Here is a 19,157-nt window from a genome sequence, read left to right as displayed (position 1 = left end):
GCGGACTGATCGCCGGGCGGGCAGGCTGGCGCGCATGCCTCCGGTTCTTCCGCTGCTGTCCGCGCTGTTCCTGATCGCCCCGCCCGTCCCGGCCCCGGCATATCGGTGGCCGGTCCTGCCACCGCAGGTGGTGCGCCGCTTCGCGCCGCCCCCTGAGCCCTGGCTGGCCGGTCACCGCGGCGTCGACCTCGTGGCCACCCCTGGCGCGCCCGTGCGGGCGGCCGGTGCCGGGCTCGTGGTCTACGCCCGCGTCCTCGCCGGCCGCGGCGTCGTCAGCGTGGCCCACCCCAGTGGTCTGCGCACCACCTACGAGCCGGTGACCGCCGAGGTTGCCGAAGGCGACCGGGTCGCCGCCGGCGCACCGCTCGGCACCCTCGCCGCCGGCCACCCCGGCTGCCCGCGCAGCGCCTGCCTGCACTGGGGCCTGCGCCGCGGCGAGACCTATCTCGACCCGCTCGCCCTGCTCGGGCTGGGCCGGGTCCGGCTCCTGCCGCTCACCGCTTCTGAAACTCGCTGAGCAGGGCCGGTAGATGCTCGGCCAGGTGGTGATAGTCCTCCGCCCGGTTGTAGACCTGGGCGCTCAACCGCAGCAGCCCACGCCCGCCCCAGGCGTTCACCGACGTCTCCACGGCCAGCTTGTCGGAGATGTGCTGCCGCAGCGCCTGCGCCTCCGGCACCGTGGTGGCCAGGCCGGCCGGCAGCGGCACCACCCGCATCGAGACCCCGGGTCCGCCCGGGTCCGGCAGGTCAGCGGGCGCGAGGCCGAGAGCCTCACCCACAACCCGTTGACCGTAGGCGGCGAGCGCCGCGTTGTGCTCCCGGACGACGTCCCACCCGAGCGTGCGCAACGTGAAGACGCCCGCCGGAGCGGCCAGCCACGGGGTGTAATCGATCGTGCCCTGGAACTCGACCGACCGCGGGAAACCCAGCTCCTGATCCCACGACACGACCAGCGGGTCGATCCGGCGCCGCCAGGCCGGCGCGACGTGCAGCAGCGCCGTGCCGCGCGGGGCGAAAGCCCACTTGTGCAGGTTGCCGATCCAGAAATCGGCGCCGATCGCGCCCACGTCCACCGGCAGCATCCCCGGCACGTGTGCGGCGTCCACCAGCACCGGGATGTCCAGCCGCCGGGCGACGGCGACGATCTCCCGCACCGGCAGGAGGGCCGCGGTCGCCGACGACAGCTGGTCCACCACGAGCAGCCGGGTCCGGCCGGGACGCAGCGCGGCACCGATCCGCGAGACCACCTCCCGGGCCGGCGCGCCGAGCGGCACCGCGACGGTCCGCGCGCTCGCCCCGGTCCGCCGGCACTGGCGGCGCACCGCCAGCGCCACCGCGCCGTAAGCGTGATCCGTCATCAGCACCTCGTCCGAGGGGCCCAGCGGCACGGACTGCAGCACCAGCGACACCCCGGCCGTGGTGTTCGGCACGAGGGCGCTGCCGTCCGGGTCGGCGCCGAGGAAGGACGCGAGATGCCGTCGGGTGTGGACCACCCGGTCCACCAGCCCGGTGCCGTAAAAGCGCAGCGGGTTCGCCTCCATCTCGTCGCGCAGCCGCTGCTGGGCGCGCTGCACCCCGACCGGGAGCGCGCCGAACGCCCCGTGGTTGAGATATGACACCGCCGGATCCAGCGAGAACAGAAGCCGGGCGCCGGGAATGGGCCGTGGCGGATCGTCGGCGCTCATGCCTCGGATCGTAACCGGGTCAAGCCCGCGGATGCGCCTGATTGAAGGCCGCCCGCAGGCGCTCGGTCGACACGTGGGTGTAGATCTGCGTGCTCGACAGTGAACTGTGACCCAGCAGCTCCTGCACCGCCCGCAGGTCGGCGCCGCCGTCGAGCAGGTGCGTCGCAGCGGAGTGCCGCAGGTCGTGCGGGCTGGTGTGCGGCAGCCCAGCGGCCTGCGCCGCCCGCGCGACGACCCGCCGGACGACGGTCGGCTGCAGCCGGCCCCCCTTGACGCCGAGAAACAGCGCGTCCCGGCTGCCCCGCGCGGCCAGCTCGGGCCGGCCCAGGCGCAGCCAGTCGTCGAGCGCCCGCCGTGCCGGGTTCCCGAAGGGGACGGCCCGCTCCTTGGCGCCCTTGCCGAAGACACGCACGACTTGGCGGGCGTGGTCGACGTCGGCGCGGTTGAGGTTGCAGAGCTCACTCACCCGGATGCCGGTGGCGTAGAGCAGCTCGAGGACGGCGCGGTCCCGGATGGCCAGCGCATTCCCCAGGGCGCTGTCCTCACTGCCGGTTGTCTCCTCGGCCCCTTTCCCGGTCTCCTTCTCGGCTCGCTCCTGGGATCCCTCTTCGGCTTGTGCTTGGGTTTCTTTCTCGGCTCGCTCCTGGGATCCCTCTTCGGCTTGTGCTTGGGTTTCTTTCTCGGCTCGCTCCTGGGATCCTTCCTCGGTTTGTGCTTGGGTTTCTTTCTCGGCTCCTGCTTGGGATCGCTTCTCGGATTCCACCGAGGGGGCCCGCCCCGCGCCGTCCGCGCCCTTCCACGTACCTGGCCGGCCCTCTTGAATGCAGGGCTCGCCTCGCACGTCCGCGCGCGTGCCGGGGCCGTTCGTAACGTTCCCGCTGCCTGATGGCGTTGCCGGGCCTCGTGCATCGCCTGCGTGCTGCTCGCTGCCGGAGCCGCCATGTGGCTCGGGCTGTTCGACGCGCCCGGTGGCCGCGGCCATGAGGTCCGCTGCCTGGTCGGCCCGCAGGACGGTGGGAAGCGCCCGATGTGCCTTCGGGCTCGCGAGTTGCGCACCCGGATCTCCCGGAGCCCGGCCCGTGCGATGCGCCCAAGCGGTGAAGGTCCGAGCCGCCGCGGCCCGTCTCGCCTGCGAGGTGCGAGCGGCACCCCCGCTCATACGCGCCGCCAACCACCCGCGGAGGACCGCGATGTCGAGGTCCGCGACAGTGCCCCGCCCTTCCCGCGCGGCATGGTCGAGGAGCGAGACGACATCCCCGACATAGGCCCGAACGGTGTGCTCCGACCGCCCCTCCACACCGGCCAGGTGATGGCCGAACTCGTCCACCGCCTCCCGCAGTGCCGGCGGCAGCCCCTGGTGCATCTCACGGATCCGCATCGTCCCCCGACCGTCCCCCGCCCGCGATCATGCCGTCAAGCCCCCGCGCCGAGCCGCTTGGGCGTTCCTGTCATACCCGGGGTCTAGCCTCACCGGTATGGCAAGTTGGGGAGAAATCGAGAAGGACGCACCCGAGTTCGCAGCCCGCGTCCGGGCCCTGTTCGACGCCGGCACCAACAAGACCATCGCCACACTCCGGCAGGACGGCTCACCCCGGATCAGTGCGTGCGAGGCCCAGTTCGCCGACGGCGAGCTCACCTTCGGCATGATGGCCGACTCCGTGAAACTGCGCGATCTGCGCCGCGACCCACGGATGGCCATGCACAGCCCCACGCTCGAGCCACCGGAGGACCACCCGGAGACCGGCCCCGGCGACGCCAAACTCTCCGGTCGTGCCGTCGAGATCCCACCCCCACCCGACAACCCGCACGGCGATGCCGGCTTCTTCCGGGTGGACATCACCGAGGTCGCCCTGACCTACGTCGGCGTCCCAGCCGACCACCTGGTGATCGAGTCCTGGCACGCCACCACCGGCTATCGCCGCCGCACCCGCACCTGACCAGCCCTGGACGGCAGGTTTCGCCCTCTCCCATCAACACCGCCGAGTGCGTTGCCGACCCCTTGGCCGGCCTCGCCGCACGGGATCCGGGCAGGCCAGGCAGCCGTTTGCCAAATGCTGGTTGCTGGACGGCAGATGCCGGTCGTCGGGCGCTGGCTGTCGGGTGCTGATTGCCGGGGTGCTGGTCACGGGCCTGCCTCAAGGGCGAATGAGCGCAACGCGGTCGGCAGGATGAACGGTTTCGGTGCCATCGTGTGCCGTGACGACGAGCATCGGAACGCCCTCACCCAGGCGATACTTTCGTCGCTCGTTGTCGGTCGGCATGCGCGCACCGACCCGCGCACCGCGGGCCAACGTGATCAGCTCGACCGGCTCAGGGACGCGCACGAACGTCCCCCGCGGCCGATCCACAGTGACCAGCCCTTCGGAGCGCAGCTGGCCGATGGCCTGACGAACCGTGGTGCGGCTGATCCCGTAGTCCTCCACGAGGCGCAGCTCACTGGGCAGTGCATCGCCCGGCCCCAACTCGCCAGACTCGATCCGCTGACGCAGCAGGTCAGCCAACTGACGAAAGACCGCGCGGTCAGCAGAGTGATCGATCATGGTGACCATTTTACGTGCCCATGATGCTCCATCATGTTGTCCCTACATGCCTACGTTACTACAATAGGCATGCCGCACTGAGAAGGCCGAGCTTGATCGGGCGGCAGGGCGGGCGGCGGTTTTCGTCGAGGTCGGCCAGTGTGCCGGGCCAAAGCGGGGCCGTCGCCCGTTTCTACCTGTGGCCGTGCACGGATGGTCCTCGGCGTCGGGTGACCGGACCGCGGTGTCGCGAAACATGCCGCGAGACGCGCTGGGGAGGCGTGCTCGCGCTGCGGATGACAGCGGCATGGTCGCGTCAGGGTGCACGTGATCCGTGTCGGGTCCAAGCCAGGAAGCGGTCGTAAAGGTTGGGTGGCGGCTCACCTTCAGTGGTCAGGTCGTCCAGAGCGTCGTACATCTGGGTCGTGAGGTAGATCTTCAGCAGGGAGGGAAAGGCTCGATATTCGGTGAGTAGGTTCGTCTTGGCGCTGTCGCACGGCCAAGGCTGCTCACAGGTGCGGCACGTCCAGTGGGGGCGTGCGTGGAGATGTTCCGTATTGCCGGCTGTCGTCATGTGCTTCCTCAGCGGGCTGTCGTTGAGTTCCACCCCGAAAGGGCTGCCGTGTATGCACCGTTTGCGGGGCGAGTGCTCGGCCGAAATGCGTCGGCTCATCCAAAAGTCGAGTTACCGCATGTTCTGTAGCTATGGCGCTTGGAGGCCACTTATGTCGCATCTGGATGCCACTCCGTTTCAGTCGCTGAGCCGATCGGATGGCTCCAGGTGCCGGCGGCTCAGGCCGACGAAATGGGCTGCCGTCCTGAATGGAGTCGCGGCCGGTTGACCCGGAGTCGAGCCGACGTTCGTCCGCCCGCGTCTCGCCGATGGCGATAGGCCCCCGTCGCTGTGTGAAGTTGCGTTCGCGTGGCGCAGGAGCACTGACGGCGAAGGGCCGCCGTCCCTCCGGGTTCGTGGCTGGTGTGGTGCTACGGCGTTGATGGCGAAGGGTTGCCGTCTCGCCGGGTTCGTGGCTGGTGTGGTGCTGAGGCGTTGATGGCGAGGGGTTGCCGTCTCGCCGGGCTTGTGGCTGGTGTGGTGCTGAGGCGCTGGTGGCGAGGGGTTGCCGTCTCGCCGGGCTTGTGGCCGGTGTGGTGCTGAGGCGCTGGTGGCGAACGGCTGCCTGTCCCTTCGGGTTCGTGGCTGGTGTGGCGCTGCGGCGCTGGTGGCGAAGGGCTGTCCGCTTCTGCGAAGCCGCGGTTGATGTGGCGCGGGAGTGTTGGCGGCACAGGGCTGCCCGTTGCTGTGGAGTCGCGCTCGGGCGGGGCGGAGCCGTGAGAGGCGCTGGCTGCTCGACGTCGCGGCGCGGGAGGCGCAGGGCCGGTGCTGGCGATGGGCGGTCCTGTGTGGAGTGCGCCGGTGCGACGTCGAGCCGTCAGCGGCCAAGAGATCGGCGACGTCGGGACTGGGTGGCCTGGTTCACCCGATGCTGCTGTGCGGGCGTCAGCCGGCCGGCCCGTCCGACGTTCGAGTCGGGGTGCGGCGATCGCGGGATGGCGACGCTCCCGCGGTTGGCTGGGCGCGATTCATCGTCCAGGCGAGCATGCCTGGACCGGTAGATGCCGCGACGAGAGGCGGAACTCCGGCGCGGGGTTCCATTGAGCGGCGGCGGAAAGGGTGGCGGCGCCATCGGCAGGCGACTGTCGATGCATGGAGCCGGAAGGCCGCATATGCATCGGCGCCACAGAGTCCGCCAATCACGGCGGTGCCTCGGGGAATACGGAACTGAAGGGGTAGTCGATCGACGAGTAGGCATGCGCACACCCTAGTTGACTAAAGACTAGCTGTCTCCTAGCAAGTTGAAAATTGACTAATAGTCCCGCGCCTACGGTCGATCATGTGGGAGTGAAGCCGATCCGACTCATGGGCGCGCACGAGATCCGCATCCGACTGGGCGGAGTCAGCCGGCAGCGGGCCTACCAGATCACGAGTCGAGCCGATTTTCCGAAGCCGGTTGCCGACCTGGCCCAAGGCAAGGTCTGGCTGACCGAAGACGTCGAGGCGTGGATGAAGGTCCACCGCCGTGATCTGGACGAGTCCGAGGACTGACACGCGACCCACGCCGCCTCGGCGGCGTGGCCGCAACGACCGGCCCAGAGGCGCCGGCCACCGCCCGACGCGGCCGTGGCCGAAGCCCGACGAGCCGGTCACTGCCATGCCGTGCACAGGCGGAGCCCGCGCCGGCTATAGCCACCTGCCGGGCCACGGCCACCCGCCGAGCCGCAGCCACTCACTGGCCACAGCCACCCGCCCGGCCATAGGCCACTCGCTGGCCACCGCCACCCGCTACGCCACGGCCGCCCGCCGAGCTACAACCACCCGCAAGCCACCGCCACCCGCTACGCCACGGCCGCCGCCGAGCTACAACCGCCCGTAAGCCACCGCCACCCGCTACGCCACGGCCGCCCGCCGAGCTACAACCGCCCGTAAGCCACCGCCACCCGCTACGCCACGGCCGCCCGCCGAGCTACAACCACCCGCAAGCCACAGTCACCCGCCAAGCCACAGTCACGCGCCAAGCCACAGCACCCGCCTGGCCATAGTTGCGTGCCGGCGGGCGCAAGCAGCCAGCGTCCCGCCACACACGTGACCTACGCCAGGGTTGCCGGGCTGTTCCAGTGCGGCCGGCTGGAGGCGCGCCGGTGCGTGATCTCCTTCAGTGTTCTCCTTTCGTGGGCCACACCGAGAGCGTCATCCGGACGACTCGTCTGGGACCAGGGCGATGCCGTCCTCGCGGCGCACTACCAGGCCGGATATCTCCAGCAGCGAGAGCCTGCGGAGCACCGTGCGCAGGGGCAGGCGGGCGGCGGCGGCCAGATCCTCGGGAGTGGCTGTTCCCCGTGGCGGGAGGGCTTCCAGCACCAGAGCCGACTCCTCGTCGAGGGAATCCCGGCGGTGTTCCAGTCCGCGGGGTGGATCTGCCAGGTACTCGCCGATGCGGCCTACCTGTTCCAGGACGTCCATGGCCGACGTGACCACCCGGGCATACGGGTTGCCGCGCAGGATCTCGTGGCAGCCGACTGACATCGCTGAGGTCACCGGACCGGGAACCACCATCGCGTGCCGGTCCAGCGCCAGAACCCGGCTCATCGTCTGGGTGGCGCCGCTGCGGGCGGCTGCCTCGACGACGACGGTTCCGATGGTGGCTGCGGCGCTCTCTGGGGGACCGTAACCTGTTGCGTCTTGTTGCGTTCTCCTACCTGGAGGCCGCCCTGTGCGGCTTCTCAGGGGGTGTAGCTCAGTGGCTCCTTGTTGCTTATCGAAGGGGCCAGGGAGTGCGAGCGTTTCCAGTGCAGATGCCGGCCGGTGGCCGGTACTGGACAGTGTTGGAGGAGGGCCTCGGCGTCGAGCCCGTGGCCGACCGTTTCCTGCGAGAACTGCGGTTCGGGCGGGACAGGGCTGAGTCGACGACAAAGGCGTACGCCCAAAGCATCTCCCTGTACCTGCGATGGTGCCGGCGGACGGGCCGGGACTGGCGGACCGCTGCGGACGACATGGGCCTCTTCATGACATGGCTTAAGTACACGCCGTCGCGGGGTGGCCGGGTGGTCCACGGTCCAGGGGCGAAGCCTGTCCGGAACGAGCGGCGGATCAACGGCGTGCTGGTGGCGGTACGTGCCTTCCTCACCTTTGCTGTCGTCAACCACGAGGCTAGCCAGCATGTCCTAGCACAGCTCTACGAGGTCGGAGACAGTCGGGACCTGCCGCGTGAGGCTCAATCCGAGGATGGTCCGTTCTTTCGTTTGCGCGCACGTCACCATCTTCAAGAGCCGAAGTCAGACGTGGATCGCGCCAGCGATGAAGAGATCGTCGCTCTGTTCGGGGCGTGCCTGTCGGCCCGTGACCGGCTCATCGTGCTTCTTCTGTCCCGGGTAGGGCTGCGGCGAAGTGAAGCGGCGGGCCTGCGGCGCAGCGACTTGCACCTCCTACCTGACAACCGGTCCTTAGGCTGCGCCGTTGAGGGCGCCCACCTGCATGTAATTCGGCGTGACAACGTCAACGGCGCTTGGGCCAAGTCGCGCTACTCCCGATCGGTTCCCGTCGACTTTCTGGTAGTCCGGGCGATTGACCAGTATGTGCTGGAGCGGCAGGGCTTGGCGGAAGCTGCGGTTTGTGACTTTCTGCTGGTCAATCTTTTCCGTCAGCCACTTGGTCATCCAGTCCAACCGGACGCGATCAACGAGTTGTTCGAAGCCCTTTGCGCTCGTGCTGGTATTGACCGCTCAATCTCGCCTCACATGTGCCGGCACGCATTCGCCAGCAACTTGGCCGACTCCGGCGCCCTGCTCGACGAGATCCAGCGGTTGATGGGCCACGCCAGCCCATCGTCGGCACAGCCTTACTTCCACCCCAGCGCCTCGAGGTTGCGAGCGGCTGTTGATCGGGTGCCCTCGCCGCGTGAGCTGAACTCGGTGACGCCGGGATGACTCTCGTTGCTGTTGCACCTTCCATCAGGGAAAACCGCGACGACGAACGCGCAGAGGAACGGCTCCGAAAGGCGCTCGACCCGAACTTCCTAGGGCTGATGCGCTGGAACGACGACCACCAGGTCCTCTACTTTCCACAGGGGCATCAGCAGCTCGGGTGGGACGCGTGCTTGGTGGTGGGCTGCCACAAGGACAGTCGGTTCAGTCGCGTCGGTCTCTGCCAGGCTTGCCACAACCGCTGGAAGAGGTCTGGAGAGGCGCCTCTGGAAGAGTTCCGGGTGTTGTCGAAGACCGCCGGCCGCGCTATTGGAGTCTCACTTTGCGCGGTCACGGACTGCGAACGCCCCTGGAAGACGAAAGCAGCGAAGCTCTGCACTGCACACCACTGGCAGTGGCAGCGCGCCGGTAGGCAGGCCCTCAGGGACTTTCTCGCCTCGGACGGCGTTGTTCCCTTTCCCGGATTCGGGCCTTGCTCGGTGGCGGCTTGCACACGCGATCGGCACGGTCGTGGGCACTACTGTCACCAGCACGACCAGCGCTTCGCCAGAGCCGTGAGAGCTAATCCCGGCCTCGACGTTGAGCAGTGGCGCCGTCGGCAAGGCGCAATTGCCGAGAACGAGGAAGTCAGCCTGCGAGGGCTGCCAGCGCGAGTCGTCGCCGAGTTGCTCTACGGCCTGCAGCAGCGCACCCAAGCGGGCGCGAAAACGCGTTACTGGATCTTCCGGCCGCTTTGCGATCGTCTCCGCGAGGCCGAAGTGGCTCGCCTGGACGACTTCGACAGCAGGAACCTCCCCGCCGGGCCTCAGCGCTTGTTTGCCGTTCTGCGCAGGGAAAGCGCCCTCCTGCACTCGAACCCCGATCTCGAGCGCCGCAAGGACGTTTGGGACCTCAACGTCTTCGGTTTGTCGGGAACGCTGAAGTTCGCGGTCATCAGTCAGCGCTGGCTTCGTGAGGCGGTGAAGCGGTGGGCTGCGGACGACCTACCGACACGACGCGGCAATCGTATCGCTGGCGTGGTGCAGACCCGTATCAACGCGCTCGGGCGTCTGTCGCAATCTCTCCGTCTGCAGCGGGACGATGGCGGTGACTATCCGTCAGCTCTGTCGCGGGACGACATCACGTCGTTCTGCAACCGCATGGCGTTCCTCATGAACCGCGGGGAGATCACCGAGAATCAGCGGTTGGTCACACTGCGCATGGTGCGCAACTTGCTCCTAGCTATGCGCGGAATGGGACTGGCTCGGTCCGGGCAACCGTTGACAGGGCTGCCCGACGACTTCCATCTACAAGCCGGCGACATGCCGGACGCGCCCGAGAAGTCGGAGGCTGGCAAGGACCTTCCGACCGAGGTGATGCGGCACATCTGCGACCACCTTCCCGGTGTTACCAAACTCTTCGGTCATGACATCCGGGTCGCCTTTGAGCTGTTCATTGATACCGGTCGCAGAGCAGACGAGGTTTGCCAACTGCAGCTGGAGTGCCTGGACCGAGACGGGGAAGGCAAGCCCGTCTTGATCTACAACAACTCCAAGGGGAACCGTCAACGACGGCGCCTGCCGATTCCGGCCGCTACGGCCGCTACGATCGTCGCTCAGCAGGAGAGGGTGCGCGCACGGTTCCCGAACGTGCCACCCGAGAAACTCAAGCTGCTGCCGAGCCCTGTAATGAACCCAAACGGGCACAAGGCCATCACGGCCGAATGGGTGACGTCTCGGCATCGAGACTGGATCGATCATCTGCCGGACATCACGGTCCAGACCCACGTCGAAGAGCACGGCAAAGCCGTGACGAAGATGCTTCCCTTTGAAAAGGGCCGCATCCATCCCCACGCCTACAGGCATACCTACGCACAGCGCCACGCCGATGCTGGCGTCGACGTGACAGTGCTCAAGGAGCTCATGGATCACGAAATGCTGAGCACTACTCAGGGCTACTACCGCGTCGGAGAGACGCGCCGCCGGGAGGCGATTGATCGTGTCACCACGATGCAGTTCGACCGGCACGGCAGCCGTGTCTGGCGGAACGTCCAGGCGCTACTTGACGACGAGCACGCTCGTCGGGCGGTCGGCGAGGTGGCCGTTCCCTACGGAGGTTGTTCGGAGCCCTCCAACGTCGCAGCCAGCGGTCAGGACTGCCCAATTAGGTTCCGATGCATCGGATGCGGTCACTTCAGCACGGACATCTCGTACTTACCGGACCTCGAGCGCTACCTCGCTGATCTTCTCCGGCACCGTGAGCGCCTCACCGCCACGATCAACGCCGACGAGTGGGCGCGGAACGAAGCCATACCATCGGACGACGAGATAACTCGGATCCGTCGGCTCATCGATCGCATGAAGGCGGATTTCGCCGACTTGACGTCGGACGAGAAAGCGCAGATTAACGACGCTGTCACCCTCGTCCGACGGGCCCGCCGCGGCGTCATAGGCCTCGGACTGCCTCGCGTTCGCCAACCGTTGCCCGATGTTCGACCGGAGCGTGCCGCGTGACGTCGAACCCCATGGTCGAGGGCAGGCGGGCGGACTCGGCCCGCCGGCGGCAACGGGTCATCAAGGCGATCACCACCGCACTCAAGGAAGGTCAGGACCACAGCGTCTCTGCTATCGCTCGAGCTGCAGGTGTCGACCGCACATTCCTCTACCGACATCCCGATCTGCTGGACCAAATCCATGCAGCTCAAACACGATCGGTGGCTGGCGACACCACCGGGGCGTCAGTGACCGTAGCCTCGCTAAAAGCTGACCTGTCCAACGCGCTTGGCCAGGTCAGCCGGCAGGCAGCTCACATCAGGCAACTGGAGAAGCGACTATCCGAGTTGCTTGGTGAACAGGCATGGCACGAGTCCGGGCTGGGGGCTCCTTCAGACGTCGACCAATTGCAGCGGCGCATCACCGAACTCGAACAACACGTCGTGGACCTTGAAGGGCAGTTAGAGGAGCGCGGCGAGGAGTTGCAGGCCGCCAGAGACGCCAACCGCGAGCTCTTCCACGATCGCAACCGCCCTGGACGTCGTTGATTGTGTCGCCTTGGGTTGAAAACTGTCGTGATCACAAATACAGCCTCGGATCACTGAGCTGGAGCAGCAGGTTGTCGATTTGTGGAGGCCGAGGAACGCGATGACGAGCTCGATGCCGCCCGCGCCGCCAACCGGCGGCTCCGCGCGAACCTGAGCCGGCGAATTTGAACCCGCCCAGTGTCCCCCGACCAGTATTTCTTTCGTCTGCCCGCTCAGGTGGCAAGGTCGCGCTACCCTCAAGTCAGCCGACCTCATCGGGGTAGGAAGTGGAGTCGGGAATCCCCGCTAGCCGGGAGCCCGGCTCGGCGCCTCCATTGCAGGCCAACGCGGCGATCCCTCATACGCCAGGCTGCTCGGCGTCGTGCGGTGTGGTACCCATTCTCGCGGACGCCGCGCCGATCGTGGTGAAATGTCTACCTCACCGCTGCGTCGACCGTGAGGGTCCCCGCTGCGGTGTCGATAACCGCCGACGTCCCGAGCGGAATGGTGGGTGGATGAAATCCATGCCCAGCGGGGATGCCGCCGAGCACGGGAACGCCGAGCCGGGCGAGCCGGTCGCGTAGGACGTCGACAATCGTCCACCCACCCAGCGACGGACTGTCAAGGTCCTTCTCGAACCCGAGGAACTGCCCGAGCACGATGCCGTGCACGCCGTCGAGCGTGCCCGTCCGGATCAACTGGGTCAGCGCACGGTCGACCTCTCCGAGCCCGGTCCCGCGCTGGTGTTCCAGGAACAAGATCGTGCCGCGCAGGTTCGGCAAGCCGGCACCCGCCTCGGTACGCAGTGCGTCGAGGTTCCCGCCAACCAGGGGACCGGAAGCGGTCCCCTCCGTGTTGACGGACGCGGTCGTCTCCCTCTGATCGCGACACAGCACCACGGGTTCGGTGGTCATCAACGCCCGTCGCAGCGACTCCTCCGTCGCTGGGCCCATCGCGGGGTCGAACCAGTTCGCGAACGGCCCGTGAAGGCTCGCGAGCCCGCCTCGGGCCCATAATGCGACATGTAGATGCGTAACGTCACTGAACCCGACAAGCGGTTTCGGGTCTCGGCGGGCGGCTTCGACGTCCACCTCATCGACGATTCGGTACGCGCCCTTGCCGCCCCGTGTGGTGATGACTGCACGTACCTCGGGATCCCGCAGTGCTGCGTTGAGATCAGCGACCCGCTGCTCGTCGCGACCTGCCATGTAACCCCACTGCTCGAAGACGTGCTCACCGAGCTCGACACGCAAGCCCCACGACGACAGCAGTTGCACCCCTCTTGCTACCTCGGCGCGGCCTGGCGGGCTGGAAGGCGAAACGATTCGTGCGAGGTCCCCGGGTCGAAGGCAGGGCCCGCGAAGGGCAGTGGTGATCGGTGGAGCGAGCATCGGCCGATCCCAACACGGCTGACCCTCGGCTCGGCGGAGCAAACGCTAGGACATCACCTGTCGGAGCGACAGGAGCTGGAGCACTTCGGGTTCGCTGCCGTATTCGAGGCCGATGAGCTGGCGGCGCGAGAACTTCTGCGCCTCGCGGCTAATTGATGGTCACGCGTCTCGAACCTTCAGCCGGAACGTTGGATGACCGGCGCAGTGGAAGTGATCCAGAGCCCGCCTTCAAAGTCGTCACGAGTCCGCGTGTCAGAGCACTAAAGTGCACCGTCTCACGGATACGCTACGCGTGTTGCGAGCCGTCACACGGCCGCACCCGACCTTTCGGCATTGCGAGTGGTGATCGCCGGACGGCCGGCACTCGCCCCGGCCAGGGGAATGGCAGCCCCGATCGCCGAGACGGAAAGCCTGCCTCAACGTGAAGACCATTCACTTCCACGATACTGATTTCCCCACGATCGCCCACGCCCAATGGGCCCTCGTCTTCGACGACCTCCTTATCCCGTGGCGCTTCCGGCCGGAGACCTTCGCCCTCGCCGGGCAACAGCGGTACGAGCCAGACTTCTGGCTGCCTCGGCATCGGCTCTGGTTCCAGCTCGGCGGTGAATCCCTGAACGCCGCGGACATCCGGCGATGGAGAAGCTTCGCGGCCGCCGCGGACGCGGAGCTGTGCGAGGCCCGAGAGGAAATGCTGGACCGCACCTGGTGTCCGACAGCCCGGCCCGCCGTTGCGGCGCTGCCGCCGCAGTGGCTCGCTAGGGACCTGCTCTACGCCGTTGGAGGTATACCCGCACCTGAGCAGATGATCGAGCGTGGCCACGCAGGCGGACAGCACCATTCGATGTACACCGCCACGGACCGCTGTTACCAATGGACGAGCTGCAGGACGTGCGGCTACGTCGGGGCGGAACTCGACGGCCGTGCGGACCGGCTGGCGTGCGGACACGGCGACGCCGGGCGCGATGCGGACTGCCGCGCCAATGATCCGAGGATTCTGGCTGCGTATCGTCTGGCGCGCCAGTCGAGAGCGGCTCGGATAGGTGGCACCTGCGCCCGCTGCACGGGGGCGGTAAACGTGGGCGACCTCGTCGCCGCAGGGCGCGCCATCGGCCACCGCCGTTGGTACCACGCCGGATGTCTGCTGTTAAGCCGCAGGGAACGCAGCCAGGTAGGCACGGGGCTCACTGGCGCCGCTCCAGCGCAGCGCTGTGGCGCCGCTTTCCCCGCGGCAGCATCCTGACCGTCGGCGGTGCCCGGACGGCTGAGCGTGGGCGGCTGAGATGGACCCCAGATTGCTGGTTCTCAACAGGAAGAGTGGCCGCGTTGCGAGTGGGAGCGTGTCAGACGATGGAAATCTTCGGTGATTTTGGTGGTGTTGTGCAACGCGTCTGCGACTACGCCGCGGACGCGGACGCGGCGGGCGTCAACCTTATGGTGCTGCCGGAGTGCTTCCTGCAGGGCTATTCGCTCACCGAAGAGCACGTGCGACGTCAGGCGCTCGCGATCGACTCTCCGGAACTCAACGCGGTACTGGAACAGCTCGCTGGGGTACGGCAGACGCTGGTGCTCGGGGCGATAGAGCTGGCCGGCGGCCGGTACTACAACACGGCTCTGATCATCCTGGCCGGCCGTGTGCTGGGCACATACCGGAAGAGGTTTCTGATCAGTGGAGAGACGATGTTCACTCCGGGCGACGCCGCACTGGTCTTCGACTGCGCGGGTGTGCGATTCGGTATCAACATCTGCTCCGACACCCGGTATCCGCAGGCGGCCGCGGAGGCCGCCGATCGCGGAGCGCAGGTGTTGCTGGTGCCTGCACAAAACATGATGTCGCGGGACAAGGCTGTGCAGTGGCAGCACCGGCATAACGAGATTCGCCGGCAACGCGTTCGCGAGACCGGCATGTGGCTAGTCTCGTCCGACGTCACCGGTGAACGCGACGGTACCCATCTCGGGTTGGGCCCCACCTGCGTCATGGATCCGACCGGGCGGATCGTGGCTGAGGTTCCAGTCGGTGAAACCGGCATGGCAGTTGCCGAGATTGTTGTACCGACAAGTCGCCACATCTAGGCGTTGTCACAGCGCAGGCACCTGTGGGTGCGCACACGCGTGGGATAGGGCACTATAGTGCCCTGTGATGCTAGAGCGTGACGGATCGAGCCGCGAAGGATCCGAACCGGATTCGCCATTCGATCGTGTGGCCCTTGGCCGGGCAGTACGCGGCGCCCGGCTGGCCGCCGGTCTCTCGCCCGAGGTGCTTGCGGCGCGCAGTGGTGTGCCCCTGGAAGATCTCATCGGCATGGAGAACGCCACGCAGGACTGCGCGGTTAGGGACGTACACGCAGTCGCCCACGCCCTCGCTGTGCCCTTCAAGAACCTGATCAAGTCCTGCTGCGTGGATCAATGACGCCGGCCATGCAGAACGGCGCTTCCAAGGCCGGACAACGCCCGCGCGAGAACGCAGGCGACACCTCTTCCCGGCGGCCGACACGAATCAGGCGCAGCCAACCGTACGAGCCGATTCCCCATGGTTAGGCTGGTGACTCCAACGCGCCCTCGGCCCCTAGGACGTCGACTTGTCACAGCCGGATTCTTCACCACTTACGGCGGATTCGACGCCTGACGCTCGGCCCGTTTCGTCCTCCGGCGATGCGGACGCCAGTGCTGAGATACCACCGTACGACGCAGGCAAACTGGGTGCCGCTCTCGCCGGGGCGCGCCTGCGGGCCAAGATGACGCTCGACCAATTGGCGCTCAAGTCGGGAGTCTCACGTCGAATGATCGTGGACATCGAGCGCGGCCATAAAGGCTGCACGCTGCGGACCCTGCATGCGCTCGCGCATGCCGTCGGCGTGCCGCTCAGTGTGCTCGCTGATGCTGGCTGCGGCCACGATCCCGAGTGATGACGGTCGTGCCCTCGGCCGGCGCAGACCTCCGACTGGCGCGCTCACGTGACCCATCGAGTAGGCCAGTGATCCAGCACGAAAGCCAATTGGGCCGAAACGCGCCGGTGGCTCAGCGGGCTCGCTCGTCCCCAAGCCCACGGCCAGTCTCATTCCATGAGCCCAGGCCAGGGGAAATGCGTGAGCGTCAACGAGGCCGGGCATCGCTGGCAGATCAGGGCGGACACCCGGGGTGCTCACTGTGGTCGGCACAGGACTGCCGCGCAATGGCTACGCCAGGTGACGCCACTCGCTCCGTCTAAGAACGCCGTGATCGGGTCAGCGGTGTGAGCCCGCGACGGCTCGACAGCAGGGCGACGTCCTTCGGGTTCTCGATGCGTTGGAGGCTGCGCAGGACGGCGTGCTGGGTCTCCGGCGTCCAGAAGATTCGCAGGTCCTCGCGCGCACGGGTGACCGCCGTGTAGAGGATGTTGTGCGTAATGTCGTCCTCGTTGGCATCCGTGACGACGATCTTGACAGAGTCGTACTCGAGGCCTTGCGCCTTGTGGATCGAGACGGCGTAGGCGACCTGGAACGGGACGGCAGTGTTGAGCGAGTCGTCGTCCGCGTCGCTGGTGTCGTGGTCGTAGACGCAAAAACGCACGGTCGACCCTTCTACCCATTCCAGCTCACCGACGACGTCGAACTCGCTGAGCGGACGGTCGAGCTCGACGTCGAACTGGATCTGCCCGGGCGCCAACGCGATGTCGACGATCTGCCCCTTCAGGTTGTTGTAGATGACCGGCCGGAACCGCTCGGCATCGTTGAACAGGACCGAGTCGCCGACCTTGTAGGTGGAGTCGCGCCAGGTGATCGCCGGGTTCGGGTTGCTGCTCTGCAGGAAGCGGTTGATGTTGTTGATGCCGTACAGGCCGTCGTAGTTCAGGCAGAGGATGATCTCGTCGTTGCGCTGGGCCTTGAACAGTGACGTGTCGAGCACGGTGGAGTAGCCGTTCCGGGCGATGGTCTCGGCGATGTCGTCGCCGAGGTTGCGGACCTTGCCCCAGAAGTCGAGCAGCGATGTGTTCGTCGTCCGGAACGGGGTGGTCAGCTCGAACATCGAGGAGCCAGGGATGAACGAGCGGATGATGCTGAACCAGTTACCGAACTGGATCGACTCGATCTGGTAGACGTCGCCGACTAGCACGAGCAGCTTGAACGACGTCTGCTCCAGCACCTTGAGCAGGTCAGCGTTGCTGACGGTGCTGCACTCATCGATGACCAGCACGTCGTACTCCGGGTCGGTGGTGGAGCGGTGGATGTGGCTGCTGATCGTCCTGAAGGTCGAGTCCTGCGCGGTGACCTTGCGCTTGAGGTTATTCATCGCCGGATTGGTGTGGGCGAGGAACAACTTCGACTTGTCGTTGAAGTAGCTCGCGATGTGGTCGACCATCGTCGACTTGCCGGTGCCAGCCGCACCGTAGATCAGCGCCACCTTCGACCGGCTGAACAGCTGCTTCAGCGCGTCCTTCTTGAACTCGTCGTCGATGCCACGCGGTGTCTCGACGAGCCAGCGTTCCACGGCCGCGGTGTAGCCCTCGATCCCGGCAGACGCGAGCTTCTGCAGTTGTTCGACGATGGCGAAGGTGTCGTCCTCGTAGCCCCGGATGAAGACGTGCCCCTTGTCCAGGACAAGCTGCCGCTGCGTGTGCCTGAAATAGATCTTGCTGTTGTAAGCACCGACCAGCGCGCTGACGTCCCCGAACTCCTCAAGATCTGCCGCCGGCGTGTAGAGAATCCCGCGGTGTTCGACGTTGTTCTTGACCCGCCGGGCGAGCAGCTCGTGCTGGCGTGTGGTGGTGTCGAGGCTCTCGGCCAAGTCCCAGAACCGCGGGTTGTGTCCGGGCAGCGAGGTGCACAGGGGCATCTCGTCGAACGGGATGCAGCCGTACTGCAGATTCAGCCCAGACAGCCGGGCGCAACCGTCCCGGCTGTACTGACGCCTCAGCACGAGATTGTTCATCTGGAGCATGAGGTAGCGGATGACGTTGTGGCCGGGCAGGCCCGCGCGCACGATACGACGCGCCTCGTCCAGTGCGGCGAAGATCTGCGGCGACTTGACGAGCACCGTGCCCTCGGCACGCGTCGCCTGGTACTTGTCGTCAGGCATGTCAAGCAGGTCGAGCAGGCTGCCGCCGCCGGCCGTCAGCCCTCGCATCAGGTAGACGTACTCCGGGGAGCTGATCCGGATCTGGCTGGGAACGTCGAACAGGCGGGCGAAGTTGTCGAACTCGCACGGGCGGATCGAGACCTCCCACTCGCGGATCACGGTGATTGGCATCGTCTGATCGAGTACGTCGATCGCATCTTGCTGGAGCGTCAGCATCGCCGCGTACTTGTCGGTCATGTCGATGTCGGTGAAGGCGATGATGCGATCCGTCTTGGCGACCCTGTTGACGGCCCGGTAGAAAGTCACCTCGTAGTAGATGCGCCCGTCGACGAAGAACGGGCGAGTCTTGTGGATGTAGTACCGGGCCCGCGTGTCGCCGGTCACCGGCGTCGGCCGAAGTGCGTCGATCCTGGCGGCGATCTTCTCGTGGTACTCCCGCAGCGAGGGATCGAGATCGACCGGGAACGACTCTAGGTTCGCCAGCACCGAGATCCCGCAGCTGTCCTTCAGCAGGGCGCGGATGCGCAGGAGGTACTCGTAGTACTTGAGCATCAGCCGCTCTGACGAGTCGCCGTCCAGGGTGTAGTGGGAGGCGCTGATCTGGATGAGCTTGTGGAACTTACCGAGGAAGTTCAGCCGGGCCCTGGACTTGACGAAGGTAAGCCCGGGATCGACAGCCGCGTAGTTGAACTCGGCGTCGGCCCTACCGGTATGCAGACGCACGGCGACACCTTCGACCAGGTTGCGCAGCTGGGCGAGGAGGTTCTGCGAGAGCAGCGCACGTTGATCCGTGAGCGAGGCGATGTTCTGGCAGATCGCCTCATCCACACGCTGGATCTGTTCGCCGACCGTGGTCATGAGGCTGTCCGTCTCCATCGCTCGAGTGACGTTAAAGTTCCGCCGAAGGCAGGCGCTTGAGCCTACGAGCGTGCACTGTTCTTCCGCCACGATTTACTCCTCGACGCGCTACAGCCTGACATCTACCTCCATAGGCGCCGCTTCGGTGGCATGCCGTCGCGCAAGCAAGGTC

At 66.7% G+C, this 19,157-nt stretch carries 15 protein-coding genes and 1 pseudogene; 10 read left to right on the top strand and 6 right to left on the bottom strand.

What is annotated here, in order from left to right:
* Positions 1 to 34: 34 nt before the first annotated feature.
* Positions 35 to 517, top strand: coding sequence for a M23 family metallopeptidase (locus AB0F81_RS10260; RefSeq protein WP_360194053.1), 483 nt, complete (start codon positions 35 to 37; stop codon positions 515 to 517).
* Here the strand turns inward: AB0F81_RS10260 and AB0F81_RS10255 are convergent.
* Positions 495 to 1,685 (bottom strand): aminotransferase class V-fold PLP-dependent enzyme, encoded by a 1,191-nt coding sequence (locus tag AB0F81_RS10255; RefSeq protein WP_360194050.1) that lies wholly within the window; start codon positions 1,683 to 1,685, stop codon positions 495 to 497. The two genes, AB0F81_RS10260 and AB0F81_RS10255, sit on opposite strands and share 23 nt — an antisense overlap.
* Before the next feature lie 19 nt (positions 1,686 to 1,704).
* On the bottom strand, positions 1,705 to 3,063 hold the full coding sequence (locus AB0F81_RS10250; RefSeq protein WP_360194047.1) for a tyrosine-type recombinase/integrase: 1,359 nt from the start codon (positions 3,061 to 3,063) through the stop codon (positions 1,705 to 1,707).
* 97 nt (positions 3,064 to 3,160) lie between these two features.
* Here AB0F81_RS10250 and AB0F81_RS10245 point away from each other — a divergent pair, with 97 nt between their 5' ends.
* Entirely contained in the window at positions 3,161 to 3,622 is a 462-nt protein-coding gene (locus tag AB0F81_RS10245; RefSeq protein WP_360194044.1) for a pyridoxamine 5'-phosphate oxidase family protein, read from the top strand.
* Positions 3,623 to 3,820: 198 nt separating this feature from the next.
* Here AB0F81_RS10245 and AB0F81_RS10240 read toward each other — a convergent pair whose 3' ends face one another.
* Entirely contained in the window at positions 3,821 to 4,225 is a 405-nt protein-coding gene (locus AB0F81_RS10240; RefSeq protein ID WP_360194041.1) for a winged helix-turn-helix domain-containing protein, read from the bottom strand.
* Between the two features lie 1,897 nt (positions 4,226 to 6,122).
* On the opposite strand from AB0F81_RS10240, the gene AB0F81_RS10235 reads away from it, so the two are divergent.
* Complete coding sequence (locus AB0F81_RS10235) at positions 6,123 to 6,308, top strand: AlpA family phage regulatory protein (protein ID WP_052164533.1); 186 nt, start codon at positions 6,123 to 6,125, stop codon at positions 6,306 to 6,308.
* Between the two features lie 642 nt (positions 6,309 to 6,950).
* Here the strand turns inward: AB0F81_RS10235 and AB0F81_RS10230 are convergent.
* A pseudogene (locus AB0F81_RS10230) lies at positions 6,951 to 7,412 on the bottom strand (DNA-processing protein DprA); the annotation flags it as partial.
* Positions 7,413 to 7,555: 143 nt separating this feature from the next.
* Between AB0F81_RS10230 and AB0F81_RS10225 the strand changes: the two are divergent.
* The 3 genes from AB0F81_RS10225 to AB0F81_RS10215 are packed head-to-tail and all read left to right on the top strand — an operon-like array spanning position 7,556 to position 11,702.
* Positions 7,556 to 8,686, top strand: coding sequence for a tyrosine-type recombinase/integrase (locus tag AB0F81_RS10225; RefSeq protein WP_360194137.1), 1,131 nt, complete (start codon positions 7,556 to 7,558; stop codon positions 8,684 to 8,686).
* Positions 8,683 to 11,175: a site-specific integrase gene (locus AB0F81_RS10220; RefSeq protein ID WP_360194039.1), complete on the top strand. Its 2,493-nt coding sequence runs from the start codon at positions 8,683 to 8,685 to the stop codon at positions 11,173 to 11,175. Before AB0F81_RS10225 ends, AB0F81_RS10220 begins: the two co-directional genes overlap by 4 nt.
* The gene (locus AB0F81_RS10215) at positions 11,172 to 11,702 is read left to right on the top strand and encodes a DUF6262 family protein (RefSeq protein ID WP_360194036.1); all 531 of its coding nucleotides are present in this window, start codon (positions 11,172 to 11,174) and stop codon (positions 11,700 to 11,702) included. The genes AB0F81_RS10220 and AB0F81_RS10215 overlap by 4 nt, the downstream gene beginning before the upstream one ends.
* A gap of 413 nt (positions 11,703 to 12,115) precedes the next feature.
* On the opposite strand, the gene AB0F81_RS10210 is transcribed toward AB0F81_RS10215, so the two are convergent.
* On the bottom strand, positions 12,116 to 13,072 hold the full coding sequence (locus AB0F81_RS10210; protein ID WP_360194033.1) for an LD-carboxypeptidase: 957 nt from the start codon (positions 13,070 to 13,072) through the stop codon (positions 12,116 to 12,118).
* Positions 13,073 to 13,493: 421 nt separating this feature from the next.
* On the opposite strand from AB0F81_RS10210, the gene AB0F81_RS10205 reads away from it, so the two are divergent.
* The 4 genes from AB0F81_RS10205 to AB0F81_RS10190 all read left to right on the top strand — a co-directional run bounded on the left by AB0F81_RS10205 (position 13,494) and on the right by AB0F81_RS10190 (position 15,978).
* Complete coding sequence (locus AB0F81_RS10205) at positions 13,494 to 14,315, top strand: hypothetical protein (RefSeq protein WP_360194031.1); 822 nt, start codon at positions 13,494 to 13,496, stop codon at positions 14,313 to 14,315.
* Positions 14,316 to 14,389: 74 nt separating this feature from the next.
* Positions 14,390 to 15,145 carry a carbon-nitrogen hydrolase family protein gene (locus AB0F81_RS10200; RefSeq protein WP_360194028.1) on the top strand — a complete coding sequence of 252 codons (756 nt, stop codon included), beginning with the start codon at positions 14,390 to 14,392 and terminating at the stop codon, positions 15,143 to 15,145.
* A gap of 67 nt (positions 15,146 to 15,212) precedes the next feature.
* Positions 15,213 to 15,482, top strand: coding sequence for a helix-turn-helix transcriptional regulator (locus tag AB0F81_RS10195; protein ID WP_360194026.1), 270 nt, complete (start codon positions 15,213 to 15,215; stop codon positions 15,480 to 15,482).
* A 169-nt stretch (positions 15,483 to 15,651) separates the two neighbouring features.
* The gene (locus AB0F81_RS10190; RefSeq protein ID WP_360194023.1) at positions 15,652 to 15,978 is read left to right on the top strand and encodes a helix-turn-helix transcriptional regulator; all 327 of its coding nucleotides are present in this window, start codon (positions 15,652 to 15,654) and stop codon (positions 15,976 to 15,978) included.
* 298 nt (positions 15,979 to 16,276) lie between these two features.
* On the opposite strand, the gene AB0F81_RS10185 is transcribed toward AB0F81_RS10190, so the two are convergent.
* The gene (locus AB0F81_RS10185; protein ID WP_360194020.1) at positions 16,277 to 19,075 is read right to left on the bottom strand and encodes an AAA family ATPase; all 2,799 of its coding nucleotides are present in this window, start codon (positions 19,073 to 19,075) and stop codon (positions 16,277 to 16,279) included.
* Positions 19,076 to 19,157 lie beyond the last annotated feature (82 nt).

The organism is Actinoplanes sp. NPDC024001 (assembly GCF_040638955.1).
GTDB lineage: Bacteria > Actinomycetota > Actinomycetes > Mycobacteriales > Micromonosporaceae > Actinoplanes.
The sequence above is the reverse complement of the archived record's forward strand: the minus strand, read 5'-3'. Positions and strand labels throughout refer to the sequence as shown.

What these genes read in the sequence shown, in the direction of transcription:
- AB0F81_RS10245 (WP_360194044.1), top strand. Translation starts at nt 3,161, where the DNA reads ATGGCAAGTTGGGGAGAAATCGAGAAGGACGCACCCGAGTTCGCAGCC.
- AB0F81_RS10240 (WP_360194041.1), bottom strand. Translation starts at nt 4,225, where the DNA reads ATGATCGATCACTCTGCTGACCGCGCGGTCTTTCGTCAGTTGGCTGAC.
- AB0F81_RS10250 (WP_360194047.1), bottom strand. Translation starts at nt 3,063, where the DNA reads ATGCGGATCCGTGAGATGCACCAGGGGCTGCCGCCGGCACTGCGGGAG.
- AB0F81_RS10210 (WP_360194033.1), bottom strand. Translation starts at nt 13,072, where the DNA reads ATGCTCGCTCCACCGATCACCACTGCCCTTCGCGGGCCCTGCCTTCGA.
- AB0F81_RS10255 (WP_360194050.1), bottom strand. Translation starts at nt 1,685, where the DNA reads ATGAGCGCCGACGATCCGCCACGGCCCATTCCCGGCGCCCGGCTTCTG.
- AB0F81_RS10195 (WP_360194026.1), top strand. Translation starts at nt 15,213, where the DNA reads ATGCTAGAGCGTGACGGATCGAGCCGCGAAGGATCCGAACCGGATTCG.
- AB0F81_RS10260 (WP_360194053.1), top strand. Translation starts at nt 35, where the DNA reads ATGCCTCCGGTTCTTCCGCTGCTGTCCGCGCTGTTCCTGATCGCCCCG.
- AB0F81_RS10220 (WP_360194039.1), top strand. Translation starts at nt 8,683, where the DNA reads ATGACTCTCGTTGCTGTTGCACCTTCCATCAGGGAAAACCGCGACGAC.
- AB0F81_RS10235 (WP_052164533.1), top strand. Translation starts at nt 6,123, where the DNA reads ATGGGCGCGCACGAGATCCGCATCCGACTGGGCGGAGTCAGCCGGCAG.
- AB0F81_RS10225 (WP_360194137.1), top strand. Translation starts at nt 7,556, where the DNA reads ATGCCGGCCGGTGGCCGGTACTGGACAGTGTTGGAGGAGGGCCTCGGC.